Source organism: uncultured Friedmanniella sp., from assembly GCF_964244285.1.
GTDB lineage: Bacteria > Actinomycetota > Actinomycetes > Propionibacteriales > Propionibacteriaceae > Microlunatus.
On sequence record NZ_CAXTHT010000007.1, the window covers coordinates 148831 to 173172 of the forward strand.

A 24342-nucleotide genomic window follows, 5' to 3' on the forward strand; every position below is an offset into this window, starting at 1 on the left:
TCGGTCATGCGAACCCCATCTCGTCGACAGCCCCCCGCTGCTGGGCCAGGTACTGCAGTGAGAGTAGTGGTAGCAGAGGCGTTTGCGATAGGACCAGTTTGGTCTCACAGCACGACACGCCGCGTCGATGGTTGACGCGCCCTCCGCCGAGACGGACACTACGCCGCCGCGCTGAGATCTCGGCTCAGAAGCCTGGGTCGAGGCCGAGCTCGGGATAGACGGCGCGGCGGGTGGCCAGGATGGCCTGGTCCACCCGGCTCTCGGGCGAGATGCCGTCGGAGAAGCGGGCGAACGAGATGTCGGCGTGGTCGCTCATCGAGGTGGGCGCCCATTCACCGATCTCGTCGCGCCAGGCCTGCGGCGTCGGGGTCTGCGGCGGGACGGGCTCGCCGCTGACGATGCCGAGCAGGTGGGTCCAGGCGCGCGGCACCACCTGCAGCAGCGCGTAGCCCCCACCGCCGGTCGAGACCCAGCGTCCCTCGCAGATCTCGTCGGCCAGCGCCGCCAGCGCCAGGTACGACGCACGCTGCCCGTCGAGGGAGAGATCGAGATCGGCCAGCGGGTCGTGCTCGTGGGAGTCGCAGCCGTGCTGGGTGACCAGCACCGTCGGCGCGAACGCGCGCAGCACGTCGGGCACCACCGCGTCGAACGCGCGCAACCAGCCCGCGTCATCGGTCCCGGGCGGCAGGGCGACATTGACCGCCGTCCCCTCCGCACCCGGACCTCCGGTCTCCTCGGGGAAGCCCGTCCCCGGAAAGAGACACGCCGGCGTCTCGTGCAGGCTGACCGTCATCACCCGCGGTTCGTCGTAGAAGATCGCCTGCACCCCGTCGCCGTGGTGGACGTCGACGTCGACGTAGGCCACCCGCGGGACGCCCGCGTCCAGCAGCCAACGGATCGCCACGGCGAGGTCGTTGTAGATGCAGAAGCCACTGGTGGCGCGGGGCATCGCGTGGTGCAGGCCCCCGCTGATGTTGCTGGCCCGCCGCGCCTCCCCCGCCCAGACGCTACGCGCCGCCTCGACCGTGGCCATCGCCACCTGCGCCGAGATGTCGTGCATGCCCGCGAACACCGGGTTGTCGGAGGTGCCGAGCCCGAACTCGGCGTTCGGCTCGCCACGCTGGACGGCCTCGATGTAGTCATCGCCGTGCACCCGGCGGATCAGGTCCAGGTCCACCTCGGCCGGCGGCACGATGCTCAGCCGGTCGAGCACCCCGAGCTGGCGGGCCAGCGACATGGTGTTCTTGACCCGGCCGGGCGCCATCGGGTGGTCGCTGCCGAAGTCGTACCGGCTCAGCTCCTCGGAGTAGACCAGCCGACCCTTCACGAGGCGGAGCCGGCCGGGGTGGCTGAAGGGCGGGAGGCCGCGGCGAGGTCGCGGCTGCGGTCCCGCGCCGCCTCTATCGCCCCCAGGAACGCCGAGCGGACCGCGTGGTCCTCGAGCTGCCGGACCGCGGCGGCCGTCGTGCCGCCGGGGCTGGTCACCCGCTCACGCAGCACGGTCGGGTGCTCACCAGTCTCGCGGAGCAGCTTCGCCGAGCCGAGCATGGTCTGCACGACGAGCTCGGTGGCCGTGTCGCGGGGCAGCCCGAGGTGGACGCCGGCCTCGATCATCGCCTCGACCACGAAGAACAGGTAGGCAGGCCCTGACCCCGACAGTGCGGTGACGGCGTCCAGATAGCGCTCGGGCACAGTGACCACCCGACCGGTGGCGATGAGGATCTCGGTCACGCGCTCCAGGTGCGCGTCGCTGGCGTGCGCGCCGCCCGAGATCGCGGCCATCCCCTCGTCGACCTGGGCCGGCGTGTTCGCCATCACCCGGACGACGGCGGTCCCCTGGGGCAGACCCCCCTCGATCGTGGCGAGGTCGACCCCGGCGGCCAGCGAGACCACCAGCGAGGTCGGGGTCAACGCGGCGGAGATCTCGGCCAGCAGCTCGGTCATGTCCTGCGGCTTGACCACCAGCACGACCGTGTCGGCCCAGGCCGCGGCGGCGAGGTTGTCGAGCATGACGATGCCGTAGCGGTCGGTCAGCTCGCGTTGCCGCTCCTCCCGCCGGTCCGTCGCCACGATCTGGTCTGAGGACCATCCGGCCCGCAGCAGGCCCGACAGGACCGTCTCGCCCATCACCCCCGCACCCAGGACCGCCAGGGTCGGGCGATCCGGACCGAGGGAGGGGACGGCGACCACGGCCTAGCCCTGTCGACCCGCGACGAGGCGGCTACCCAGCAGCTCGGCGATCTGCACCGCGTTCAGCGCCGCACCCTTGCGGAGGTTGTCGTTGGAGATGAAGAGCACGAGCCCCTTCCCCGTGGGCGCGGACTGGTCCGCACGGATCCGGCCGACGTAGCTCGGGTCACGACCCGCGGCGTCCAACGGGGTCGGGACCGCCATCAGCTCCACTCCCGGGGCCGCGGCGAGCAGCTCGGTCGCCCGCTCCGGGCTCAGGTCGGACGCGAACTCGGCGTGCACCGCCAGCGAGTGCCCGGTGAAGACCGGGACGCGGACGCAGGTGCCGGCCACCAGCAGGTCCGGCAGGTGCAGGATCTTGCGCGACTCGTTGCGGAGCTTCTGCTCCTCGTCGGTCTCGGCCGAGCCGTCGTCCACGATCGAGCCGGCCAGCGGCAGCACGTTGTAGGCGATCGGCTTGACGTAGAGGTTCGGGGTCGGCAGCTCGACCGCCCGGCCGTCGAAGGCAAGCCCGGACGCTCGGTCGGCGACGGCCCGGACCTGACCGTCCAGCTCGTCGACGCCGACGCCACCGGAGCCCGAGACGGCCTGGTAGGTAGCCACCTGGAGCCGGACCAGCCCGGCCTCGCGGTGCAGTGGCGCCAGCACCGGCATGGCCGCCATGGTGGTGCAGTTCGGGTTGGCGATGATGCCCTTCGGCGGGTGCAGCGCGTCCTCCCCGTTCACCTCGGCCACCACCAGCGGCACCTCGGGATCCATCCGCCAGGCCGAGGAGTTGTCGATCACCACGGCCCCGGCCGCCGCGACCCGCGGGGCGGTGACCTTGGAGGCCGACTTGCCGTTGGAGAACAGCGCCAGGTCGAGGCCGGAGAAGTTCGCGAGCTCGGTGTCCTCCACCTCGATCTCGCCGTCCCCCCAGGGCAGCCGTCGACCAGCCGACCGGGCCGAGGCGAAGAACCGCAGCTCGGTGACCGGGAAGTTCCGCTCGGCCAGCAGCGTCCGCATCACGCCGCCGACCTGGCCGGTGGCCCCGAAGATCCCTACACGCATGCCGCCCAGCCTAAGGCCTGATGAGAGGGCCCTGCCCTTCGTGGAACGTCCCCTCGACGTTGCGAGCTCCAGGCAGGATGGGCACGTGACTGCGGATCCGGCGGCGTCAGCGCCCGACGTGCTGCTCGACCGTCCCCGGATCGGTCTCGAGGTGGTCCTGGTGCTCGCGCTCTCGCTGGGTCGCTCCGCGGTCTACTCGGTGCTGCAGATCGTCGAGCGTCTGACCCGGAACGTGCCGCTCTCGGCCCAGACGTCGACCCTGAACGCCTCGGCCACGCCCGACCGGCCCTGGCTGGACCTCGCCTACCAGCTGAGCGACATCGCGTTCGCCCTGGTGCCGGTGCTGCTGGCCCTCTACCTGCTGAGCCTGTCCGACCGACCCGCGGCCCAGCGGATCGGCTTCGACCTACGCCGGCCCGGCTTCGACGCCATGGCCGGGCTGGTGCTCGCGGCCGGGATCGGCGTCCCGGGGCTCGGCCTCTACCTCGGCGCCCGCGCGCTCGGTCTCAACACCCAGGTCCAGGCCTCCGGGCTGACCGACGTCTGGTGGACGATCCCGGTGTTGATCATCTCCGCGGGTGAGAACGCTGTGCTGGAAGAGGTGATCATGATCGGCTTCCTCTTCACCCGCTTCCGCCAGCTGGGCTGGGCACCCTGGATGATCATCGGCGTCAGCGCGCTGATCCGTGGCTCGTACCACCTGTACCAGGGATTCGGCGGCTTCGCCGGGAACCTGATCATGGGCGTCATCTTCGGTCTGATCTACCTGCGCTGGAAGCGGGTCGGGCCACTGGTCGTCACGCACACCCTGCTCGACGTGGTCGCCTTTGTCGGCTACGCCCTCGTCGCCCCGCACGTCAGCTGGCTCTGAGCCCGGCTTCCCGGAGCCGTCTCCTCGGTCGCGCGGCCCGACCCGACTAGGTTGAGCCCGTGAGCGTCGAGGATGACCGCAGCGCGGTGCCGCTGGTCCTGCTCACCGGCCCGCTCGCCCCCGCCGGCAGCGTGCTGGCCCTGCGGACGGCGCTCGAGAGGCTCGGGTCCGTGCTCACCCCCGCGCTCCCGCTGACCCCCGCCCGACCGGCGGACCTGAGCCGGCCCGCCCTGGCCGTGCTGGCCGCGGTCTCCGCCGCCAACGCCGACGGGGCCGTGCTCTGCGGGATCGGCCTCGGGGCCATGGTGGCGCTGCAAGTGGCCGCCACCCACCCGCGTCGGGTCAGCTCACTGCTGCTGTGCACCGCCGTCCAGCCCGCTTCGGCGACCGTGCGTTCGGTCCACCAGGGCATGACCGGAGTGCTTCCCGCCCGGGTCCTGCAGCTGTTGCCGGGCGGCCGACCGCAGGCCGTGGCAGCCCTGGATCAGGTCCGGAGGCCGGACTACCTGCCCCTGACCCCGCTGGTCACCCCACCCGCCCACGTCCTGTACGGGGAGCACGACCGGCTGAACGACCGGGCCAGTCGACGGCTCGCGCACGCCCTGCCGAACGCCACGGCCGTCGCGGTGCCCGGGTGCGGACCGGGCTGGCTGACGAGCCAGCCGGACCGGTACGCCGAGGCGGCCGCCCGCTGCCTGCGGGGGTGGTGATCCGTCAGACGACCGGCGCGGCCAGGTGCTCCCGCATGAAGGCGAGGGACTCCGCCAGGTCCTGCTCCCGGCTGGCGCGGGTCGGGTTGCGCCGCGAGTTGATCTCCAGCACCACGTGCCCGTCGTAGCCCTGCCGGACCAGCTCGTGCAGCACGGCGGCGGCCTGCTGGTCACCGCGACCGGGCACCAGATGCTCGTCCTTGACGGAGCCGCTGCCGTCGGTGAGGTGGACGTGGCGCAGCCGGCTGCCCCACGAGCGCGCCAGGTCGATCGACTGCTGACCCGCCGTCGAGGCGTGCGAGAGGTCGAGGGTGAGGTCGGCGTAGTCGAGCTCGGTCGGGTCCCATCCGGGGACGTAGGCCTTGAGCTCGCCGGCCGGGGTCCGCCACGGGTACATGTTCTCCACGCAGAACCGGATGCCGGTGCTCTCGGTGAGCCGGCGGACGCCCGCCACGAAGCCGCGGGCGTAGTCGCGCTGCCAGCGGAACGGCGGGTGCACCACGACGACGTCGGCCCCGAGCCGGTGGGCGGCCTCGGCGGAGCGTTCGAGCTTGGCCCAGGGGTCGGTTCCCCACACGCGCTGGGTGATCAGCAGGCACGGGGCGTGGATCGCGAGCACCGGGATGCCGTGGTAGTCGCGCAGCTTCTCGACGGCGTCGATGTCGGCGGCCACCGGGTCGATGCCCACCATCAGCTCGACGCCGTCGTAGTCCAGCCGCCGCGCCAGCTCGAAGCCGCTGGCGGTGGACTCGGGGTAGACCGAGGAGGTCGAGAGCCCGACCTTCACGGTCGGTACAGGGGTGAGGTCGCCGCCGGTCTCGGCGGGACCGGACGCGGCTCCCGTCTGCTCAGAGGGCACCGAACCAGCCTAGCCGTCGGGGCGTCACGCCCAGGTCCTCCGCGACGTCGTCCCCCTGAGGGCCTGCCGGGTCTGTGGGTCGGGTCCCTATCCTCGGCCCGTGCCCGAAGTGCTGATCGGCTTTCCCCGCGCTTTCGCGGAGTTCGAGGACCCGGCCGACCCCGACCAGGTGTTCCGCTGCGACCTGACGTGGCTGACCTCGCGATGGAGCTGCGTCTTCGGCCAGGGCTGCCCGGGGATCTACGCCGACCGGCCCGACGACGGGTGCTGCACGCTCGGGGCCCACTTCTCCGACGACCAGGACGAGCGCCGCGTCGCTGAGGCCGTGGGCCAGCTCAGCGCTGCTACCTGGCAGCACCGACCGGTGGGCCTCGAGCGCGGCTGGGCCGAGGAGGAGGACCCCGACCAGGTCCCCGAGGACGAGGAACCCGGACGCAAGACCAGGCTGGTCGACGGCGCCTGCATCTTCCTCAACCGACCCGACTTCGCCGCCGGCCCGGGCTGTGCGCTGCACCTGCTGGCCCTGCAGCAGGGACGCGAACCGCTGGAGACCAAGCCCGACGTCTGCTGGCAGCTGCCACTGCGCCGCCAGTTCCGCACGATCACCGCCGCGGACCTGACGACCCGGACCGAGGTGAGCATCGGGGAGTACGGGCGCGACGGCTGGGGGCCCGGTGGCGCGGACCTGGACTGGTACTGCAGCTCCAACACCGAAGCCCACCGGGGGTCGCGCCCGGTCTACCAGGCCAACGCCGCCGAGCTGGTCGCCCTGATGGGAACGGCCGCGTACGAGGTGCTGGCGAGCCTGTGCGCAGACTTCGTCGCGGGTGGCCGACGGCTGCTGCGACACCCCGCAGACCCGGACCTGGCTGCGGGCCCGGGTTCGTAGCCGCGCCGGACTGGGCGACAATGGCGCGTATGCATCTGGATCACCTGTCCTTCGCCGCGGGGCCGGAAGGCCTTGACGCCACCGCCCGGCGGCTCGGCGAGCTGTTGGGGACGGCGTTCCGTGAAGGTGGTTTCCACCCGCGGTTCGGGACCCGGAACAAGATTCTGCCGCTCACCGACGGCCAGTACCTCGAGGTCGTCGAGGTCCTCGACCACCCGGCGGCCGACAAGGCCCCGTTCGGTCAGGCCGTCCGCGCCAGGTCCGCCGACGGCGGCGGCTGGCTCGGCTGGGTGGTCGCGGTCGACGACCTCGGCCCGGTGGAGGAGCGCCTCGGCCGCGCGCCCGTCGACGGTCAGCGCTACCTTCCCGACGGCACCCGCCTCTACTGGCAGCAGCTGGGCGTCAAGGGACTGCAGTCGGACCCGCAACTGCCGTTCTTCGTGCACTGGCTGAGCGACGCCTCGATCCACCCCTCCCACGGCGGCCACGAGGTCGAGCTGCTCAAGATCGAGATCGCCGGCGACCGGGAGCGGGTCGATGACTGGCTGGGCGGACGCTCCGACACGATCCTGCACGACGTCGACATCGACTGGATCGCCCCGAACGGTCAGCCCGGCCTCAGCGCGGCCGTGTTCAGCACCCCGCGCGGCGAGGTCCGGCTCTGAGGTCGGGCGGGGTCTGACCCGGCTGGAATAGTGGCGGCATGCCCGTCCGCATCCGTCCCGCCGTCGCCTCGCTGCCTGCGTACAAGCCCGGCCGGCCCGCACGTGCGGCGGCGGGCGCGCCGGCGTACAAGCTGTCCAGCAACGAGAACCCCTACCCGCCGCTGCCCGGGGTGCTGGCGGCGACCGCGGCGGCCGTCGAGCGGATGAACCGCTACCCCGACCTGGCCAACACCGAGGTGGCGGCCGCGCTGGCGGCTCGGCTGGGCGTGCCGGCTGAGTCGCTGGCGTTCGGCACCGGGTCGGTGGCTGTCCTCTACCACCTGCTGGCCGCGGTCTGCGAGCCGGGCGACGAGGTGGTCTACGCGTGGCGGAGCTTCGAGGCGTACCCCATCGCCGTCCAGATCACCGGAGCCACCTCCGTCCCGGTGCCGCTCGGCGCCGGGGCCGTGCACGACCTGGACGCCATCGCGGCGGCCATCACGCCGGCGACCCGGGTGGTGATGCTGTGCACGCCCAACAACCCCACCGGTCCGGCCATCGCGCACGCCGACCTGAGCAGCTTCCTCGACGCCGTGCCCGAGGACGTGCTGGTGATGGTGGACGAGGCCTACGTCGAGTTCGTCACCGACCCGGGCGCCGTCCGCGGCCTGGCGGCGATGGCCGGTCGACCCAACGTCGCCGTCCTGCGGACCTTCTCGAAGGCGTACGGGCTGGCCGGTTTTCGCGTCGGCTACTGCGTCGCGGAGCCGTCGCTGGCGGCGGCCGTCCGGGCGGTCTCGCTGCCCTTCGGGCTGTCCGTGCCCGCCCAGGCCGCGGCGGTGGCCAGCCTGGACGCCGAGGACGCGCTGCTGGAACGGGTGGCCGAGCTGGTCGACGCGCGGCGTGTGCTGCGTACCGGGCTGCTCGAGCGTGGCTTCGACGTGCCCGACGCGCAGGGCAACTTCGTCTGGCTGCCGGCCGGCCCGCGCACGGCCGAGTACGGCGCGGCGTTCGAGGCGGGCGGGGTGGTCGTCCGCCCGTACGCGGCCGGGACGCCCGGGGACGGGGTGCGGATCACGGTCGGCGAGCCGGCCGCGAACGCGCGCGTGCTCGAGGTCGCCGCGGGGCTCAGCCGGAGCTGAGACCGGCCTCAGACCACACGGCCGGGCCGCGCGGCCCGTCGCGAAAGAATTGTCAGTGCGCTCGAATAGCGTTCGGTGCATGGCCAAGCCCGCGACGCGCCCCGCTTACACCTGCACCGAGTGCGGTTGGTCCTCGGCGAAGTGGGTGGGCCGCTGCGGGGAGTGCCAGACCTGGGGCAGCGTGGTCGAGGTGGGCGCGCCCAAGCTGACCGCGGTCAAGTCGTCGGTACCCGTCAGCAAGGCCGTCCCGATCGGCCAGGTGAGCGCGGAGGCGGCCGCCCGGGCCCTCACCGGCGTCGGCGAGCTGGACCGCGTGCTCGGCGCGGGGGTCGTCCCCGGCGCGGTGCTGCTGCTGGCCGGCGAGCCCGGCGTCGGCAAGTCGACGCTGCTGCTCGAGGTCGCCGCGCGCTGGGCCAAGGCCGGCCGCCGGACGCTCTACGTGACCGGTGAGGAGTCCGCGGCGCAGGTGCGGCTGCGGGCTGGCCGCACCAACGCGCTCGCCGACGAGCTCTACCTGGCGGCCGAGAACGACCTGGGCACGATCCTCGGCCACATCGAGGAGGTGGAGCCGTCGCTGATGGTGCTCGACTCCGTGCAGACGATCGGTACCGCCGAGGCCGACGGGTCCCCCGGCGGGGTCACCCAGGTGCGTGAGGTGACCGGCGCCCTGGTCCGGGTGGCGAAGCGCCGCGGAATGGCCGTGATCATCGTGGGCCACGTGACCAAGGACGGCGCCATCGCCGGACCCCGGCTGCTGGAGCATCTGGTGGACGTGGTGCTGGCGTTCGAGGGCGACCGGCACTCCGGCTTCCGGATGGTCCGGGCCACCAAGAATCGTTTCGGCCCGGCCGACGAGGTCGGCTGCTTCGAGATGGGCGAGCACGGCATCGTCGAGGTGCCGGACCCCTCGGGCCTGTTCACCTCCCGTCACGCGGAGCCGGTCCCCGGCACCTGCGTCGCGGTGACGATGGAGGGCCGACGGCCGTTGCTGGCCGAGCTGCAGGCGCTGGTGGCCCCGTCCCCGTTGCCGCAGGCGCGGCGGACGATGCACGGGGTCGACTCCGGCCGGCTGGCGATGGTGCTCGCCGTCCTCGAGCGGCGGTGCCGGGTCAAGCTCTACGACCGCGACGTCTACGTCTCCACGGTCGGGGGCGCGAAGGTGGCCGACCCTTCGGCCGACCTCGCCGCCGCCGTGGCCATCGCCTCCGCCGCCAGCGGCAACGTCGTCACGGCCAAGCTGGTGGCGCTCGGAGAGGTGGGGCTGGCGGGCGAGCTGCGACAGGTCCCCGGCACGGAGCGCCGGCTCGCCGAGGCGGCGCGGCTGGGCTTCACCGAGGCGGTGGTGCCGGCCGAGACGGCCACTATCCAGGCCCGTGGCATGACGGTGCGGCACGGCATGCTCGTGCACACGGCCAGCACGTTGCAGCAGGCCCTCGACGCGGTCGGGGTGCTCCCGGGCCGCAGCGGTGAGCCGAAGGATCCAGCCTGAGCCCGGGTGAGGGTCCGGGGGGCGCGGCACTGAGGCTCTGGTAGCACGACGAGGAGAACGCGGCGAGGTGCGTGCCTGGGCGTCGCTCGTCCCAAGAATCAGCCGCGACGGACTACTAGGATGACGCTCGGCGAGGGGAGAGCGGTGATGGCGAGCACGGAATTACGACCCGGACTCCTGGACCACCTGGCGCGGATGGCGCCGGGCACGCCGCTGCGGGACGGCTTCGAACGGATTCTCCGTGGCCGGACCGGAGCCCTGGTGGTGCTCGGGCGCAACCCGGTGGTCAACGCCGTGTCGACCGGCGGTTTCGCCCTCGACGTCCCCTACACCGCCACCGCCCTGCGTGAGCTGGCCAAGATGGACGGCGCCATCATCATCGACGCCGACTCGATGCGCATCGTCAGCGCCGGCGTGCAGCTGATGCCTGACCCGACGATCGGCACCGTGGAGACCGGGACACGGCACCGGACGGCGGACCGGGTGGCGCGCCAGTCCGGCCTGCCGGTGATCTCGGTGTCGGCCTCGATGTCGACGATCTCGCTGTTCCTCGACTCGTCCCGGCACGTCTTCGAGCAGTCCGACCAGATCCTGTCCCGGGCCAACCAGGCCCTGCAGACCCTGGAGCGCTACCGGGTCCGCGTCACCGAGGTCACGGCCCGCCTCTCCTCCCTCGAGGTACAGGACCAGGTCACGGTGGCCGACGTCTTGCTCGTCGTCCAGCGGCTGGAGATGGTGCGCCGGCTGAACGCCGAGCTGGACGGCTACGTGGTCGAGCTCGGCACCGACGGCCGGCTGCTCGCGCTCCAGCTCTACGAGCTGAGCGCCGGCTTGGACGACCTGCGAGAGCTGCTGGAGCGCGACTACCGGCCCGACGACGACCCGGGCTTCGGCTTCCCGGGGCTGGCTCAGCTCGACCTCAACGAGCTGCTGAACCCGCTGACCGTGGCGCGGGCGATGGGTTTCGCCACCCAGGTCCACCTCGACAGCAGGATCTCGGCGCGTGGGTACCGGCAGGTGGGCCAGATCAACCGGCTGCCGCCCGGGCTTGCGCCTCGGCTGATCGAGCACTTCGGCTCGCTACAGGCCCTCTTCGCCGCCAGCAGCGCCGAGCTCCAGGAGGTGGACGGGGTGGGCGAGAGCCGGGCGCGGGTGATCCGCGACGGCCTGGTGCGCCTCGCGGAGGCCGCCTACAGCGACCGCCTGGGCTGACTGGGTCAGGCGTGCAGGATGATCCGCATCGTCACCGCTTTCGCCCCGTCCAGCTTGGCTGTGGCGATGTAGGTGCCGGCCCGAGGGATCTCCGGCCGGTTCTCACAACCCTTGGCCGACCGGCGGCCGTTCCAGGCCATCAACCACGCGACGTCGGCCTCGGCGGCCAGCTTCTTGCTCACGGGCTTGACCGCGGTCGCGCAGTCCGACGTGCTGTAGATCCGGTCACGACCGGAGTAGATCGTGAGCTTGAAGGTGTCGGGGGTGACCTTGACCAGGCAGGTCGCGCCGGACGCGTTGATCAGCGAGAGCCGGAACCTGGCGTGCTGCTTCGGCTCGAGCTGCCGGCTGCCGGTGAGCGTCGTCCGCAGCTGGTCGGGGTCGCAGGCGACGGGCGCAGCCGGCTTGGCGGCGGTCTTCTTGGCCGACGGGGACGCTGAGGCTTTCGGCTTGGCCGAGGTCTTGGCGGACGCCTTCGTCGAGGGCTTGGCGGACGCCTTCGCCGAGGCCGTGGCCGAGGCGCTGGCGGACGGGCTGGGCGAGGCGGAGGTCGTGGCACCGGCTGGGACGACCACGGGCGGCGGGGCGGCCGACGCGGCCGATCCGGTGCTGGTCGCGTTGACGACCAGCGTAACCAGCAGGACCAGCATCAGGAGTGCGCTGCCCAGGACGAGGGCGCGGCGGATCCAGTACGTCTGTTCGGGCTCGGGGCCCACGGGGTGCAGCACACCGCTCATGGGCCGAGCGTAGGCAGCCTTCGTCCTCGCGCCCGGCTGCCACGCCGTGCGTGGGGACGCCAGCCGCGGGTACGGTGGCGGCCGTGATCGCCGACCCCGCCGCCCGGCGCCACGCCGTCGTCCGGCGATTACTGCACTGGTACGGCGAGAACGCCCGCGACTTGCCGTGGCGACGGCCAGAAGCCACGCCCTGGCAGGTGATGGTGAGCGAGTTCATGCTGCAGCAGACGCCCGTCGAACGTGTCCGCGGACCCTGGCAGACCTGGGTCGAGCGCTGGCCCTCCCCCGCCGCGCTCGCCGACGCGCCGCCGGGTGAGGCGGTACGGGCCTGGGGGCGGCTGGGCTACCCGCGTCGCGCACTCCGGCTGCACGCCGCCGCCGTCGCGATCACCGAGCGCTTCGGCGGTGAGGTGCCCGCCGACCGTGAGTCACTGCTCAGCCTGCCCGGGGTCGGCTCCTACACCGCGGCCGCGATCGCGAGCTTCGCCTACGGCCGTCGCGAGCTGGTCCTGGACACCAACGTCCGCCGGGTGCTGACCCGGATCGACGCCGGCCTGGCCCAGCCCGGTCCGAGCCCCACGGTGGCCGAGCTCGCGGCCGCGGCCGGCTACGTCCCGACGGGCCCGCGCGGGCGGCCCGCTGGGCGGTCGCGGCGATGGAGCTGGGCGCCCTGGTCTGCGTGGCCCGGACGCCGCGCTGCGCCGACTGTCCCGTCCGCGACCAGTGCGCGTGGCGGGCCGCCGGCTACCCCGCGCACGACGGGCCGCCCCGCCGCGGCCAGGCCTGGCACGGCACCGACCGGCAGTGCCGGGGCGCTCTGCTCGCTGTGCTCCGCGGTAGCGACCAACCGGTGCCCGTCGACGAGCTGGCCGACGCCTGGGCCGACCCGGTCCAGCGCGAACGCTGTCTGCAGAGCCTGCTGAGCGACGGCCTGGCCGTCGTCGAGCCGGGAGGTGGCATTGCCCTGCCCGGCGGGGACCACTAGAGCGGAGCGGGAGTCCCGGGTTCCCGTGAGGCGCGTGCCGACCCCACGCTGGCGAGCACCACGCAGGCCAGAGCCAGCCACTGCAGCGGGCTCAGCAGCTCGGCCAGCAGCACCAGCGCGGCCAGCGCGCCGACGGCCGGCTCGAGGCTCATCAGGATGCCGAACACCCGCGGCGGCATCCGGCGCAGCGCGATCAGCTCGAGGCTGTAGGGCACCACCGAGCTGAGCAGCCCCACCGCGAGGCCCAGCAGCAGGACCCGCGGCTGCAGCAGGACGCTGCCCGCCTCGAGGACCGCCGGTGGCGCCAGCCCGACGGCGCCCACCAGGCTGGCCACGGCCAGGCCCGAGATGCCCGGCCAGCGTTGTCCCGTCCGGGCGCTGAGCAGGATGTAGCAGGCCCAGCCCAGAGCGGCCACCAGACCGAAGAGGACACCGAGCAGGTCGAGCCGGGTGCGGGAGAATCCGAGCAGGGCGACGCCCAGGCCCGCGAGGGCCACCCAGAGCAGGTCACGGGGCCGTCGGGAGCCGATCGTCGCCACGGCCAGCGGGCCGAGGAACTCGATGGTCACCGCCAAGCCGAGCGGGATCCGGGCGAACGACTGGTAGAACGCCCAGTTCATGCCCATCAGGCAGACCCCGAAGGCCAACGCGATGACCCAGTCGGTCCCGGAGTGGCCCCGGAGCCGGGGCCGCCCGACCGCCAGGAAGACGATCGCGGACGTGACCAGACGCAGCCAGACCATCGCGGTGGGTGGGACGGTGTCGAACAGCTCCTTCGCGATGGAGGCCCCGAACTGCACCGTGAAGATCCCGGTCAGCACCAACCAGACGGCCGGGATCCGTTGGAGACGCACCGCACCACCTTGCCGCATCTGCGGCCGGCCTTCGACCGGGTCTCGGCGCCGGCGCCGCGGACCTCAGGCGCCGCCCGTGCAGTCGGTCGCCGGGAACGACTCCAGGTCGCGGATCATCACCGCAGGCTCTCGCGGCCGCGAGTCCGCATAGAAGGAGTAGGTCCGGTGCAGCGCGTCCAGCGTCAACTGCTTGCCCTCGGTGTCGATGTGTCCCGTCAGCAGGATCAGGGCGAAGCCGGCGCCGACCACGAAGCCGTCCACGTCGGGGCCGTTGTCCGCCGGGTCGTCGAGTGCGCCCGCCGGATCGTCCTGCTCGATCATCCAGCGCAGGGTGGTGCACCGGTTGAGCTCGTGCCGCCGGTCCACCCAGCCGTAGAGGGTGTCGGATCCCTCGTCACTGCCGAACGGGGCGAGCTCCTCGCCCTCGTCGTGGTAGAGCGGGTCGGTGAAGTGCGCCGCGAAGGGCGCGCTGGGCTTCGGGAAGTCCGGATCGGGAGGCTCCGCCGCCCGGCTGGGCTGGTCAGCGACGCCGGAGGGGATGTCGACCGGCTTCGCCGGCCCACCACCGGGGAGCGGGATGCGCGCCACGCCGCACGCCGAGACCACCAGGACGACCAGGGCCAGCAACGCGACGGCGGTCCGAGGAGAGTGCACCGCGTCAGCCTGGCACCTGGAGGACCGTCGCGGAGCCGTTCGACAGCACAGCGGGTGCGATCGTGACGGGAGTCCCCGCACGATCGCACCCGCTGTCTGGTCGGACCGGGCGTGCCGGCCCGGTCAGTCGGTGCTGGTCGGCTCCTCGCTGAAGCCCTCGATGATGCCGCCGAACTCCACCGGCGGCGCGTCCGGAGCGGCGGAGCGGTCGTTACCGGTGAAGGTGAACGGCTCCTCCGAACCCGGGTCGGCGACGTCGACGACCACGATCTGGCCGGCGTGCAGCTCGGAGAACAGGATCTTCTCCGCCAGCGTGTCCTCGATGTCGCGCTGCAGCGCGCGGCGTAGCGGCCGGGCTCCGAGCGTCGGGTCGAAGCCACGCTGCGCGATCAGCGTCTTGGCCGCCGGGGTGAGCTCGATGCCCATGTCCCGGTCCTTCAGCCGCAGCTCGATCTGGGCCACCATCAGGTCGACGATCCGCTCGATGTCCTCCTGGCTCAGCTGGCGGAAGACCACGATCTCGTCGACGCGGTTGAGGAACTCGGGCCGGAAGTGCTGCTTGAGCTCATCAGCCACCTTGGCCTTCATCTTCTCGTACGAGCCGCCCGTGGCACCGCCGCCGCTGAAGCCGAGCGACACGCTCTTGGCGATGTCGCGGGTACCCAGGTTGGTGGTCATCACGATGACGGTGTTCTTGAAGTCGACCACCCGGCCCTGGGCGTCGGTCAGCCGACCCTCGTCCAGGATCTGCAGCAGCGAGTTGAAGATGTCCGGGTGCGCCTTCTCGACCTCGTCGAACAGCACGACGCTGAACGGCTTGCGTCGCACCTTCTCGGTGAGCTGGCCGCCCTCCTCGTAGCCGACGTAGCCGGGAGGCGAGCCGAACAGCCGCGAAGCGGTGTGCTTCTCGGAGTACTCGCTCATGTCCAGCTGGATGAGCGCGTCCTGGTCGCCGAACAAGAACTCGGTCAGCGCCTTGGTCAGCTCGGTCTTCCCGACGCCGGACGGGCCGGCGAAGATGAACGAGCCGCTGGGACGCCGCGGGTCCTTGAGGCCGGCGCGGGTGCGCCGGATCGAGCGGGACAGGGCGCGGACGGCGTCGTACTGGCCGATGTAGCGCTTGCCCAGCTCCTCCTCCATGTTGAGCAGGCGAGCTGACTCCTCCTCGGTGAGCTTGAAGACCGGGATGCCGGTGCTGGCGGACAGCACCTCGGCGATGATCTCCTCGTCCACCTCGGCCACCACGTCGAGGTCGCCGGACTTCCACTGCGCCTCACGCTCGGCGCGGGCGGTGAGCAGCTTCTTCTCGTCGTCGCGCAGACCCGCGGCGCGCTCGAAATCCTGCGCGTCGATCGCGGCTTCCTTCTCCAGCCGGACGGCGGCGACCTTCTCGTCGAACTCCCGCAGGTCCGGCGGGGCCGTCATCCGGCGGATCCGCAGCCGGGCACCCGCCTCGTCGATCAGGTCGATCGCCTTGTCGGGCAGGAAGCGGTCGGAGATGTAGCGGTCGGCCATCTGGGCCGCGGCCACCAGCGCCTGGTCGGTGATGGTGATCCGGTGGTGCGCCTCGTAGCGGTCGCGTAGCCCGCGCAGGATGTCGATGGTGTGCGCGATCGTCGGCTCGGCGACCTGGATCGGCTGGAAGCGGCGCTCCAGGGCGGCGTCCTTCTCGACGTACTTGCGGTACTCGTCGAGCGTCGTGGCGCCGATGGTCTGCAGCTCACCCCGGGCCAGCATCGGCTTGAGGATGCTCGCCGCGTCGATCGCGCCCTCGGCGGCTCCGGCACCCACCAGGGTGTGGATCTCGTCGATGAACAGCACGACGTCGCCGCGGGTCTTGATCTCCTTGAGGACCTTCTTCAGCCGCTCCTCGAAATCACCGCGGTAACGGCTGCCGGCCACCAGCGCGCCGAGGTCGAGGGTGTAGATCTGCTTGTCGCGCAGGGTCTCGGGAACGTCGCCGCGGACGATGGCCTGGGACAGACCCTCGACCACGGCCGTCTTACCCACGCCCGGCTCTCCGATCAGCACCGGGTTGTTCTTGGTACGGCGGGAGAGCACGGTCATCACCCGCTCGATCTCCTTCTCACGTCCGATGACCGGGTCGAGCTTGTTCTCCCGGGCCGCCTGCGTCAGGTTGCGACCGAACTGGTCGAGCACCATCGAGGACGAGGGGGTGTTGCCCTGCTCGGGAGCACCCGAGGTGGCAGCCTCCTTGCCCTGGAAGCCGCTGAGCAATTGCAGGACCTGGTTACGCACCCGGTTGAGGTCGGCGCCCAGCTTGACCAATACCTGCGCGGCGACGCCTTCGCCCTCACGGATCAGGCCCAGCAGGATGTGCTCGGTACCGATGTAGGAATGGTTGATCTGCAGCGCTTCCCGCAGACTCAGCTCGAGTACTTTCTTCGCTCGCGGGGTGAAGGGGATGTGGCCGCTCGGAGACTGCTGGCCATGGCCGATGATCTCCTCGACCTTCTGCCGCACTGCCTCGAGAGAAATACCGAGCGACTCGAGGGCCTTCGCCGCCACACCTTCACCCTCGTGGATCAGACCCAGCAGGATGTGTTCGGTGCCGATGTAGTTGTGGTTGAGCATGCGGGCTTCTTCTTGGGCCAGCACCACCACACGACGGGCTCGATCGGTGAAACGCTCGAACATGGTGTTTGCTCCTCGCCTGCGACACGGTCCCCGCCCTTGTGGTGGGTCCGACGCCGTCGCTGTTCACTGTAGTAGGCCGCCTGACCCCGAACCCGGCTTCGAGTCAAGCACGTCCGGATGTCAACGAGGCAACAGCAGCCCTGCTGCAGCAACAACCCTGTTCACGGAGCGGAGATTCCGCTCTGGGGGGGCGGGATCTGCAGCCGACCGCGGCCGGCGGGCGGCCCCCGTTCGCCCAGAGCGCAACTCGACCGTCGGCACCGTCACTCGCGCCGACGGGGTCGGGCACGCCTCAGGCGTGGGCCTGCTCGTAGGCGTCGCGCACCTCAGCCGATACGCGCCCGCGGCTGCTGACCTCGTAGCCGTTGCCCAGCGCCCACGACCGGATCTCGCTCGTGCTGGAGGAACCGGCGGGCTTGGCGGCGCCGGCGGGGGCCGCGCGGCGGCGCCGACCGCCGGTCTTGCGCGCGTGCCCGATCCACGGTGCCAGCTCATCACGCAGCTTGGCCGCATTACCTCCGGAGAGGTCGATTTCGTACTCGACACCATCGAGAGCGAATGAGACCGACTCATCAGCCGTGCCTCCATCGTAATCGTCCTCCAAGATGATCTGCACTCGCTGGGCCATTCTTCCTCCACTGCTGCGGTATAGATGTCGCGACAACGCTACCCCAAACGGACGGTTTTGCCGAGAATGACCAGGCGAGGATCGGAGCGTTTGTGGAACTATCGGGTGTTAACGCGACGCATTTGTCCGCGATTGACCCGACCAGCACGATGGGGACATGGCAGTGGGGTCGCAATCGTGGTCGCAGGCGTGGGTACGGACGGCGTCCGGCCCGAACGGCTTCTGGCGCCGGTCGAGCCCGGGAGAACACTTCTCGACCGCGGCGATGGCCGGCCCCGAGCTCGCCGAGGCGTTGCTCGCCCTGCTCGATCGGTACCCCGGGACCGGCACCGTCGTCGACGTGGGGGCGGGCGACGGAGCCCTGCTGGCTGGGCTCGCCGGCCGGGACGCCGGCCTGGGGCTGGTGGGGGTGGACCTACGGCCACGACCCCCGACCCTGCCCGCGGGGGTGTACTGGATCGAGGACTGCTGGGACGTGTCCGCGCCGGGGTGGACGAGCGGCGGGATGGCCGAGCTGGTCGAGGGTCTGGCCGGACCGGTGCTGGTGGTGGCCACCGAGTGGTTGGACGACCTGCCGTGCCCGGTTGCGGTCCGCACCCCGGACGGGCACCGCGAGCTCCGGGCAGACGGCAGAGCTGGGGCGCCCCTCCGGTCAGAGGACCAGGACTGGGTGGACCGCTGGTGGCCGGGTGGCGAGCTGGTCGAGGTCGGCCGCTCCCGTGACCTGGCCTGGGCGGCTCTGGTCCGCAGCCTGGACCGGGTCGGCGGCCTGACCCTAGCGGTCGACTACGGCCACGACCGCTCGGGACGTCCGTCCCAAGGGTCCCTGGCCGGCTTCCGAGCCGGCCTGCCGGTGGCCGCCTGGCCAGATCGTCGGGCCAACCTGACCGCCGCCGTGGCCCTGGACGCCGTCGCCGAGGCCGGTGAGCGGGCTGGGGCGCGGACGGTATGGCGGCGGGACCAGGCGGACGTGCTGGCCGAGCTGTGGCCCGACCCGGGCCACGACCACGGGTTGGCGGCTCTGGCCGCCCGCAGCCGGCGGGCTGCCCTGGTGAACCGGCGCGACTGGGGCAGTCACGGGTGGCTGCTGCAGCAGGTGACCCCGTCGACCCCTGTGACAGCCTGAGCCGGTGCGCGCACCGCTCCGGGTCCTCGTCGGCTCACTGGGTCGAGGGATGCTGCCGGACGCGGCCGCCGACCCGCCGGCCGGGACGGTCCTGCTCGACCTGGGTGCGGACCACCCCAGCACGGCCGGCCTGCTCGAGCTGGGGCTGTGGACCGAGGACGACGTCGTCACGGCGGCGACCGTCCGGGTCGGAGCCATGCACCGCGGCGCGGAGAAGCTGTTCGAGGTCCGCGACTACCGGCAGATCGGCATGCTGGCCGACCGGCACGACTGGCAGGCGCCGTTCTTCGGCGAGCTGGGGGTGGCGATGGTCTGCGAGCAGCTGCTGGGCCTCGAGGTGCCCGTCCGCGCGCGCTGGCTGCGGACGCTGCTGGCCGAGCACACCCGGATCCTGAGCCACCTGGGTCAGCTGGGCTTCCTCGCTGACCGATCCCTCCCCCGGGTGGAGGTCCGGGCGCTGCGGGAGCGGCTGCGGGAGCAGACGTTGCGGCTGACCGGCAACCGTGTGCACCCGATGGTCGCGCGGATCGGTGGTCTCGCGGCCGACGCGGACGAGGGCTGGCTGGCCCACGAGCACGCGCTGATGGCCGACCTGGTCGCTCTCGGGCGGGCCCTCGAGGCCGCTGAGGGCCTGGTCGGGCTCGCGGGCGTGGCGGTGCTCAGCCGGGACACGGCGGCGGCGTACGGGGTGAGTGGCCCGGCAGCCCGGGCGAGCGGCATCGCGCTCGACCTCAGGCCGGCCACTCCGCGGCTGGTCTACCACGAGCTGGCCGAGCTGATCACGCCCACCTCCGACACCGCCGGGGACGCGGCGGCCAGGTTCCGCACCACGGCCCACGAGCTCGGCGAGAGCGCGCGGCTGGTGCAGGCGTGCGTGGACCGGCTTGCGAGGTTGATGGGGCCGGTCGAGGTGCCGCTCGGCAAGATCGTGAAGCTGCCGGAGGGCGAGGGCTACCTCGCCCTGGAGGCCCCGCTCGGCCTGGCCGGCTACTGGGTGGTCTCGCGCGGGGAGAAGACACCGTGGCGGTTCAAGCTGCGGACGCCGTCGTTCAGCAACGTCGCCGCCCTCGAGTCAGTCCTGGTCGGCGTCCCCGTGACCTCCTTGGAGGCCTCACTGGCCTCGATCGGCTACGTCATCGGCGACGTCGACCGCTGAGAGTGCTCCCGTGAACGATCCTGACGGGTAGTCCCGTCAGAATCGTTCACGGAGGGTGGTGAGGGCGCCTCAGGCGAGCCGGCGGTCCTCTTCGTAGTTCGGCAGCACCGAGGCGAAGGTCGGCAGCTCGGTCACGTCGGCCTGCTCGACCGCGGCGAACTCGGCCCGGACCCGGCGAGGCAGCTGGTGCACCTCGGCGGCGACGCGCTCGTCCTCCTCGGCCTGCAGCCGGGACCGCAGTGTCGTGATCTCGGCGTCCTGGGACCGGACGGTGCTGCGTAGCCAGGAGATGACCTTGTCCCGCTGCTGGAGCTGGCCGCGAAGCGTCGTCCGGTCGCCCTCCAGAGCGAAGACCTCGTGCCGTAGGGCCGCGATCGTCACCCGCTGGCCGTCGACCACTGCGGTCACCTCGCGCACCCGGCCGCTGAGCGTGTCGACGACGCCGGCGTTGTGCTCGCGCTCGTTGCGTAGCTGCGCGCCGTGCCGCTGCGAGGTCACCAGCATCGTCTGAGCGTGGGTGCGCTCGGCGGTGAACAGCTCGCGCCAGGCGAAGACGCAGGCCAGCACGGCCGCGACGACCGCGATGCCGACGCCGGTCCGCGCCGCCCAGGTGGGCCCCAAGGCGGCCGCCACGGCGATCACGGTACCCGCGCCGAGCGCAGCCTCGGAAGCTCGGCGCAGTCGCGACGGACGGGCCGAGCGGGCGGGTCGACGCCGGGTCGAGGCAGCAGCAGCAGAAGCAGCGGAAGCGGTCACGGCGTCACAGTAATCCGCTCGGCGGCGGTCGGGCGGGACGCCGCGCGGAGGGTCAGCGCCTCGGAGCGGGACCGGGTGGCTCGTCCTCGTCGTCGTCCCCCGGAACCTTGCACGCCCGCTCCAGCCGCAGCCCGGCAAGGCAGAGCGCGATGCCCGCGACGACGGCCACGGCCGACCTGATCACCCGGTCCCGGGGCGAAGCCGCGTCGATGTTGTTCACGAAGAGGAGCCCGAAGGCGACGTAGCCGCCCGCGACGAGGGCACCGGCCAGGGCGGACGCCTTGCCCAGCACGAGGAAAGCCACCGCCCTCTGCGGCTCCATCCGCTCCCGCCGGACCTGGATCCGCTGGTGGGTCGATCTGGCCAGGACCCCGACGAGGGCGGCGAAGACCAGCAGCCCGATCGGCGCCGACCACGGGATTCGCGGTGGCACCAGGCCGAGGGCGTTGGACACGACCACGACCAGCCACCCCGCCAGGCAACCGAAGATGGCGGCCACCACCAGGGCGCGGAGCGGGGTCTGGGTGACGCTGCCGCTGGGCTGTTCGGCCAAGGGGTCTCAGTCGCTCTCGATGGCGAGGTCCTCGCGCAGCCTGACCCCGGAGGTGTCGACCTGCCGCACCAGGTCGCTCACCGGGCCGACGGACGGCAGGCTGGCGTGCCCGTCGATCTCGGCCCAGGGCACCAGGACGAAGCCCCGCTCGCCCGCCAGCGGGTGCGGCAGCTTGAGGTCGGCCTGGTCGAGCTCGACGTGCCCCACCACGATCAGGTCGACGTCCAGGGTGCGGGGGGCCCAGCGGCCGCCGCTGCGGTCCCGTCCGAAGGCGTCCTCGATCGCCTGCGCCCGCTCGAGCAGCGTCCGCGGCTCGAGCGTCGTCTCGGCCACGAGCACCAGGTTCAGGAACGCAGGGCTGTCCTCGGGGCCCCCGACCGGCTCGGTCTCGTACACCGACGAGACGTCCACCACAATCACGTCGGGGGTGTCGCTCAGGGCGTCGACCGCGCCCTGCAGGTGGCCCAGCCGGTCGCCGAGGTTCGAGCCGATGGAGTACACGACCTTGCGCAGTGGCTTCATGCCGCTGAGGGTGTCGGTGTCGATGGCGTGCGGGTTAGGACTGGTCATGCTTGCTCCTTGTCAGGCTGACGGCGACGTCGGCAAAGCCGACCGTCAGGGGGGCGCCGGGCTTGTGCACGGTGACGTCGACCCTCTCGACGCCCGCGCGGCTCAGACAGGTCCGGGCGATCCGGTCGGCGAGAGCCTCGATCAGCTGGAGGGGGTCACGCTCGATGTCGGCGACCACGTCGGTGGCCAGGGCGCCGTAGTCGACGGTCAGGGCGAGGTCGTCGGTGGTGGCGGCGGGGGCGAGGTCCAGGTGGCAGACCACGTCCACCACGAACTGCTGCCCCTGCTCGCGCTCGAAGTCGAAGACCCCGTGCCGGCCGAAGCCGACGAGTCCGCGCAGCGCGATCTGGTCTCGAGTCATCCCCACCTCCTCCGCCGAGACCATATCCGACCATCGTGACCGAACCACGACGCCGAGGAGTCAGTCCGAGGGACGGTCCCGCAGCCGCTGCACCACGGCCACGGCGTCCCGGCTGGCGCGGACCGAGTGCACCCGGACCCCCCACACGTCCCGCCAGGCCAGCAGGGTGGTCAGCGCGGTCGTGGCGTCGTCGCGGCCGACCGGTGGACGCGGCTCACCGTCGCGGTCGGCGAGCAGGGAGCCCAGGAACCGCTTGCGCGAGACGCCGGCCAGGAGCGGGACCCCGAGCACCTCCAGCTCGTCCATCCGCCGCAGCAGCTCCCAGTTGTGCTCGCCCGTCTTGGCGAAGCCGAACCCGACGTCGACGACCAGCTGGTCGCGCTCGACCCCCGCCGTCCGGGCCCGGTCGATCCGCTCCCGGAGCTCGTGCACCACGTCGGTCACCACGTCGGCGTAGACCGTGCGCTGCTCCATCACCGTCGAGTGCCCGCGCCAGTGCATGCAGACGTACGCGACGCCGAGGTCGGCCACCGTGCTCAGCATCTCGGCCTCGGCCAGACCGCCGGAGACGTCGTTGACCAGCCGGGCTCCCGCCGCGACGGCCTCGGCCGCGACCTCGGCGCGCATCGTGTCGATGCTGACCACTGCCCCGGTCGCCGCGAGCTCGGCCACGACAGGCAGCACCCGGCGGAGCTCCTCGGCGGTGTCCGGCCGCTCGGCCCCTGGACGGGTGGACTCACCGCCCACGTCGACGATGTCGGCGCCCTCCGCCAGCAGCTCCAGACCGTGGGCCACCGCCGCCTCGGGGTCGAACCAGCGCCCACCGTCGGAGAAGGAGTCGGGGGTGACGTTGACCACGCCCATGACCCGGGTCCGGCCCATCGGGGGCAGCCCCTGCACCTGCCCCGACGTGCTCACCGGCCCAGACTAGAGCGGATCGACCTCGACCGTCCTCGTCCTCACGACCAGACCTTCAGCCCTTCATCAGGGTCAGGACCTCAGCCCGGGTGGCGGGGTTGCGGAGCAGGCCGCGGACGGCGCTGGTCACCGTCTTCGAGCCGGGCTTGCGGACCCCGCGCATGGTCATGCAGAGGTGTTCGCACTCGAAGACCACCATCACCCCGCGCGGCTGCAGCAGGCGCTCCAGCGCATCGGCCACCTGGGTGGTGAGCCGTTCCTGCACCTGGGGCCGCTTGGCGTACACGTCAACGAGCCGCGCGAGCTTGCTCAGGCCGGTGATCCGACCGTCCGCCGCCGGGATGTAGCCGACGTGGGCGACCCCGGTGAAGGGCACCAGGTGGTGCTCGCAGCAGCTCCAGACCTCGATGTCCTTGACCAGGACCAACTCGTCGTGGCCGAGGTCGAAGCGGGTGGCCAGCACCGTCTCCGGGTCCTGACGCAGGCCGGCGAACATCTCCGCGTACGCCCGCGCCACCCGCTGCGGCGTCTCGACCAGGCCGTCGCGGTCGGGGTCCTCACCGATCCCGACCAGGATCTCCCGGACGGCCGCCGCGATCCGGTCGTGGTCGAAGGGCGGCGACCCGTCAGCGGCCTGCGGCGTCACGGACTCCAGGTCCGGCGTTCGGCTCAACGGAAGTCGGGTCCGCGGGGGGGCAGGCTGTCACCGCTCGGGCCGGGCAGCTGCGGCGGGATGCCGGTGTGTCCGGGAGGCAGCGGCGCTCCGCCCGGGGGCATCTCGGCCCCCGGACCACCCTGGCCGCCCACGGGGACGCCCTGACCGTGGGCGCCGTGGCCGTTGTTGCCGTGGCCGTTGGACCCCGGGGTGAGCTGGCCGTTGGGGCTGTGGCCGTTCCCGTTGAGCGAGGGCGGCGGCATCACGGGCGGCACGGTCGAGGGCACCCGGGAGTCGGAGCCGGTCCAGGCCGGACGCTTCGGCCAGAGCCGCAACGGCTGGAAGACCTCCGCCACCTCGGCGCGGTCCAGCGTCTCGCGCTCGAACAGGGCCCGAACCAGGTCGTCCAGGACATCCCGGTTCGCGGTCAGGATGTCGAACGCCTCCTGGTGGGCGGTGCTGATCAGCTTGGAGACCTCCTCGTCGACCACCGCCGCCACCTCCTCGGAGTACTCGCGGCCGTGACCCATGTCGCGGCCCATGAAGGGCTCGGACTCACCGGAACCCAGCTTGATCGCGCCGAGCCGGTCGGTCATGCCGTACTGGGTGACCATCGCGCGGGCCACGTTCGTGGCCTTCTCGATGTCGTTGCTGGCTCCGGTGGTCGGGTCGTGG

25 protein-coding genes and 1 pseudogene are annotated in these 24342 nt (G+C 72.2%); 10 read left to right on the top strand and 16 right to left on the bottom strand.

What is annotated here, in order from left to right; all coding sequences use genetic code 11:
• Nucleotides 1-184: 184 nt before the first annotated feature.
• From ACFE7W_RS16555 to ACFE7W_RS16565, 3 genes are read right to left on the bottom strand one after another with little or no spacing between them, the layout of a single operon-like run.
• The gene (locus ACFE7W_RS16555; RefSeq protein ID WP_375425917.1) at nucleotides 185-1327 is read right to left on the bottom strand and encodes an acetoin utilization protein AcuC; all 1143 of its coding nucleotides are present in this window, start codon (nucleotides 1325-1327) and stop codon (nucleotides 185-187) included.
• Nucleotides 1324-2190: a pyrroline-5-carboxylate reductase gene (gene proC, locus ACFE7W_RS16560; RefSeq protein ID WP_375425918.1), complete on the bottom strand. Its 867-nt coding sequence runs from the start codon at nucleotides 2188-2190 to the stop codon at nucleotides 1324-1326. Before proC ends, ACFE7W_RS16555 begins: the two co-directional genes overlap by 4 nt.
• A 3-nt stretch (nucleotides 2191-2193) precedes the next feature.
• Nucleotides 2194-3249, bottom strand: a complete 1056-nt coding sequence (locus tag ACFE7W_RS16565) for an aspartate-semialdehyde dehydrogenase (protein ID WP_375425947.1) — start codon at nucleotides 3247-3249, stop codon at nucleotides 2194-2196.
• Between the two features lie 76 nt (nucleotides 3250-3325).
• Between ACFE7W_RS16565 and ACFE7W_RS16570 the strand changes: the two genes are divergently transcribed.
• On the top strand, nucleotides 3326-4111 hold the full coding sequence (locus ACFE7W_RS16570; protein WP_375425919.1) for a CPBP family intramembrane glutamic endopeptidase: 786 nt from the start codon (nucleotides 3326-3328) through the stop codon (nucleotides 4109-4111).
• 59 nt (nucleotides 4112-4170) lie between these two features.
• The gene (locus ACFE7W_RS16575; RefSeq protein WP_375425920.1) at nucleotides 4171-4821 is read left to right on the top strand and encodes an alpha/beta fold hydrolase; all 651 of its coding nucleotides are present in this window, start codon (nucleotides 4171-4173) and stop codon (nucleotides 4819-4821) included.
• A gap of 4 nt (nucleotides 4822-4825) precedes the next feature.
• Here the strand turns inward: ACFE7W_RS16575 and ACFE7W_RS16580 are convergent, their stop codons facing one another.
• A complete protein-coding gene (locus ACFE7W_RS16580) occupies nucleotides 4826-5608 on the bottom strand; it encodes a sugar phosphate isomerase/epimerase family protein (RefSeq protein WP_375425948.1) in 783 nt (260 codons plus the stop codon).
• Between the two features lie 172 nt (nucleotides 5609-5780).
• Here ACFE7W_RS16580 and ACFE7W_RS16585 point away from each other — a divergent pair, with 172 nt between their 5' ends.
• The 5 genes from ACFE7W_RS16585 to disA all read left to right on the top strand — a co-directional run bounded on the left by ACFE7W_RS16585 (nucleotide 5781) and on the right by disA (nucleotide 11056).
• Nucleotides 5781-6569: a hypothetical protein gene (locus tag ACFE7W_RS16585; RefSeq protein WP_375425921.1), complete on the top strand. Its 789-nt coding sequence runs from the start codon at nucleotides 5781-5783 to the stop codon at nucleotides 6567-6569.
• A 29-nt stretch (nucleotides 6570-6598) separates the two neighbouring features.
• Complete coding sequence (locus tag ACFE7W_RS16590; RefSeq protein WP_375425922.1) at nucleotides 6599-7234, top strand: VOC family protein; 636 nt, start codon at nucleotides 6599-6601, stop codon at nucleotides 7232-7234.
• Between the two features lie 38 nt (nucleotides 7235-7272).
• On the top strand, nucleotides 7273-8355 hold the full coding sequence (hisC, locus tag ACFE7W_RS16595; protein ID WP_375425923.1) for a histidinol-phosphate transaminase: 1083 nt from the start codon (nucleotides 7273-7275) through the stop codon (nucleotides 8353-8355).
• A 79-nt stretch (nucleotides 8356-8434) separates the two neighbouring features.
• Nucleotides 8435-9844 (top strand): DNA repair protein RadA, encoded by a 1410-nt coding sequence (gene radA / locus ACFE7W_RS16600; protein ID WP_375425924.1) that lies wholly within the window; start codon nucleotides 8435-8437, stop codon nucleotides 9842-9844.
• Between the two features lie 147 nt (nucleotides 9845-9991).
• Complete coding sequence (gene disA, locus ACFE7W_RS16605) at nucleotides 9992-11056, top strand: DNA integrity scanning diadenylate cyclase DisA (RefSeq protein WP_375425949.1); 1065 nt, start codon at nucleotides 9992-9994, stop codon at nucleotides 11054-11056.
• Between the two features lie 5 nt (nucleotides 11057-11061).
• On the opposite strand, the gene ACFE7W_RS16610 is transcribed toward disA, so the two are convergent.
• Nucleotides 11062-11793: a hypothetical protein gene (locus tag ACFE7W_RS16610; RefSeq protein WP_375425925.1), complete on the bottom strand. Its 732-nt coding sequence runs from the start codon at nucleotides 11791-11793 to the stop codon at nucleotides 11062-11064.
• An 83-nt stretch (nucleotides 11794-11876) separates the two neighbouring features.
• On the opposite strand from ACFE7W_RS16610, the gene ACFE7W_RS16615 reads away from it, so the two are divergent.
• Complete coding sequence (locus ACFE7W_RS16615; RefSeq protein WP_375425926.1) at nucleotides 11877-12716, top strand: A/G-specific adenine glycosylase; 840 nt, start codon at nucleotides 11877-11879, stop codon at nucleotides 12714-12716.
• Between the two features lie 58 nt (nucleotides 12717-12774).
• Here ACFE7W_RS16615 and ACFE7W_RS16620 read toward each other — a convergent pair whose 3' ends face one another.
• The 4 genes from ACFE7W_RS16620 to ACFE7W_RS16635 all read right to left on the bottom strand — a co-directional run bounded on the left by ACFE7W_RS16620 (nucleotide 12775) and on the right by ACFE7W_RS16635 (nucleotide 17572).
• Nucleotides 12775-13632 carry a DMT family transporter gene (locus ACFE7W_RS16620; RefSeq protein WP_375425927.1) on the bottom strand — a complete coding sequence of 286 codons (858 nt, stop codon included), beginning with the start codon at nucleotides 13630-13632 and terminating at the stop codon, nucleotides 12775-12777.
• 63 nt (nucleotides 13633-13695) lie between these two features.
• On the bottom strand, nucleotides 13696-14286 hold the full coding sequence (locus tag ACFE7W_RS16625) for a hypothetical protein (RefSeq protein ID WP_375425928.1): 591 nt from the start codon (nucleotides 14284-14286) through the stop codon (nucleotides 13696-13698).
• Between the two features lie 123 nt (nucleotides 14287-14409).
• A complete protein-coding gene (locus ACFE7W_RS16630) occupies nucleotides 14410-16944 on the bottom strand; it encodes an ATP-dependent Clp protease ATP-binding subunit (protein ID WP_375425929.1) in 2535 nt (844 codons plus the stop codon).
• Nucleotides 16945-17236: 292 nt separating this feature from the next.
• The gene (locus tag ACFE7W_RS16635; RefSeq protein WP_375425930.1) at nucleotides 17237-17572 is read right to left on the bottom strand and encodes an Lsr2 family protein; all 336 of its coding nucleotides are present in this window, start codon (nucleotides 17570-17572) and stop codon (nucleotides 17237-17239) included.
• A gap of 157 nt (nucleotides 17573-17729) precedes the next feature.
• Between ACFE7W_RS16635 and ACFE7W_RS16640 the strand changes: the two genes are divergently transcribed.
• Nucleotides 17730-18698 (top strand): hypothetical protein, encoded by a 969-nt coding sequence (locus ACFE7W_RS16640; RefSeq protein ID WP_375425931.1) that lies wholly within the window; start codon nucleotides 17730-17732, stop codon nucleotides 18696-18698.
• Nucleotides 18699-18702: 4 nt separating this feature from the next.
• Nucleotides 18703-19854, top strand: a complete 1152-nt coding sequence (locus ACFE7W_RS16645; protein WP_375425932.1) for an NADH-quinone oxidoreductase subunit D — start codon at nucleotides 18703-18705, stop codon at nucleotides 19852-19854.
• Between the two features lie 69 nt (nucleotides 19855-19923).
• Here ACFE7W_RS16645 and ACFE7W_RS16650 read toward each other — a convergent pair whose 3' ends face one another.
• The 7 genes and pseudogenes from ACFE7W_RS16650 to ACFE7W_RS16680 form a co-directional block, all read right to left on the bottom strand.
• Nucleotides 19924-20487 (bottom strand): hypothetical protein, encoded by a 564-nt coding sequence (locus ACFE7W_RS16650; protein ID WP_375425933.1) that lies wholly within the window; start codon nucleotides 20485-20487, stop codon nucleotides 19924-19926.
• 175 nt (nucleotides 20488-20662) lie between these two features.
• Complete coding sequence (locus tag ACFE7W_RS16655; RefSeq protein WP_375425934.1) at nucleotides 20663-21163, bottom strand: DUF3180 domain-containing protein; 501 nt, start codon at nucleotides 21161-21163, stop codon at nucleotides 20663-20665.
• Nucleotides 21164-21169: 6 nt separating this feature from the next.
• Nucleotides 21170-21733 carry a 2-amino-4-hydroxy-6-hydroxymethyldihydropteridine diphosphokinase gene (folK, locus tag ACFE7W_RS16660; protein WP_375425935.1) on the bottom strand — a complete coding sequence of 188 codons (564 nt, stop codon included), beginning with the start codon at nucleotides 21731-21733 and terminating at the stop codon, nucleotides 21170-21172.
• Complete coding sequence (gene folB / locus ACFE7W_RS16665; protein WP_375425936.1) at nucleotides 21720-22094, bottom strand: dihydroneopterin aldolase; 375 nt, start codon at nucleotides 22092-22094, stop codon at nucleotides 21720-21722. The genes folK and folB overlap by 14 nt, the downstream gene beginning before the upstream one ends.
• A 60-nt stretch (nucleotides 22095-22154) precedes the next feature.
• Entirely contained in the window at nucleotides 22155-22976 is an 822-nt protein-coding gene (gene folP / locus ACFE7W_RS16670) for a dihydropteroate synthase (protein ID WP_375425950.1), read from the bottom strand.
• Between the two features lie 91 nt (nucleotides 22977-23067).
• Complete coding sequence (gene folE, locus ACFE7W_RS16675) at nucleotides 23068-23658, bottom strand: GTP cyclohydrolase I FolE (protein ID WP_375425951.1); 591 nt, start codon at nucleotides 23656-23658, stop codon at nucleotides 23068-23070.
• A 23-nt stretch (nucleotides 23659-23681) separates the two neighbouring features.
• Nucleotides 23682-24342, bottom strand: a pseudogene (locus ACFE7W_RS16680) (cell division protein FtsH); the annotation flags it as partial.

Coding starts and splice junctions, on each gene's coding strand:
- ACFE7W_RS16590 (WP_375425922.1), top strand. CDS start 6,599: ATGCATCTGGATCACCTGTCCTTCGCCGCGGGGCCGGAAGGCCTTGAC.
- hisC (WP_375425923.1), top strand. CDS start 7,273: ATGCCCGTCCGCATCCGTCCCGCCGTCGCCTCGCTGCCTGCGTACAAG.
- radA (WP_375425924.1), top strand. CDS start 8,435: ATGGCCAAGCCCGCGACGCGCCCCGCTTACACCTGCACCGAGTGCGGT.
- disA (WP_375425949.1), top strand. CDS start 9,992: ATGGCGAGCACGGAATTACGACCCGGACTCCTGGACCACCTGGCGCGG.
- ACFE7W_RS16610 (WP_375425925.1), bottom strand. CDS start 11,793: ATGAGCGGTGTGCTGCACCCCGTGGGCCCCGAGCCCGAACAGACGTAC.
- ACFE7W_RS16630 (WP_375425929.1), bottom strand. CDS start 16,944: ATGTTCGAGCGTTTCACCGATCGAGCCCGTCGTGTGGTGGTGCTGGCC.
- ACFE7W_RS16635 (WP_375425930.1), bottom strand. CDS start 17,572: ATGGCCCAGCGAGTGCAGATCATCTTGGAGGACGATTACGATGGAGGC.
- ACFE7W_RS16640 (WP_375425931.1), top strand. CDS start 17,730: ATGGCAGTGGGGTCGCAATCGTGGTCGCAGGCGTGGGTACGGACGGCG.
- folK (WP_375425935.1), bottom strand. CDS start 21,733: ATGACCAGTCCTAACCCGCACGCCATCGACACCGACACCCTCAGCGGC.
- folB (WP_375425936.1), bottom strand. CDS start 22,094: ATGACTCGAGACCAGATCGCGCTGCGCGGACTCGTCGGCTTCGGCCGG.
- folP (WP_375425950.1), bottom strand. CDS start 22,976: ATGGGCCGGACCCGGGTCATGGGCGTGGTCAACGTCACCCCCGACTCC.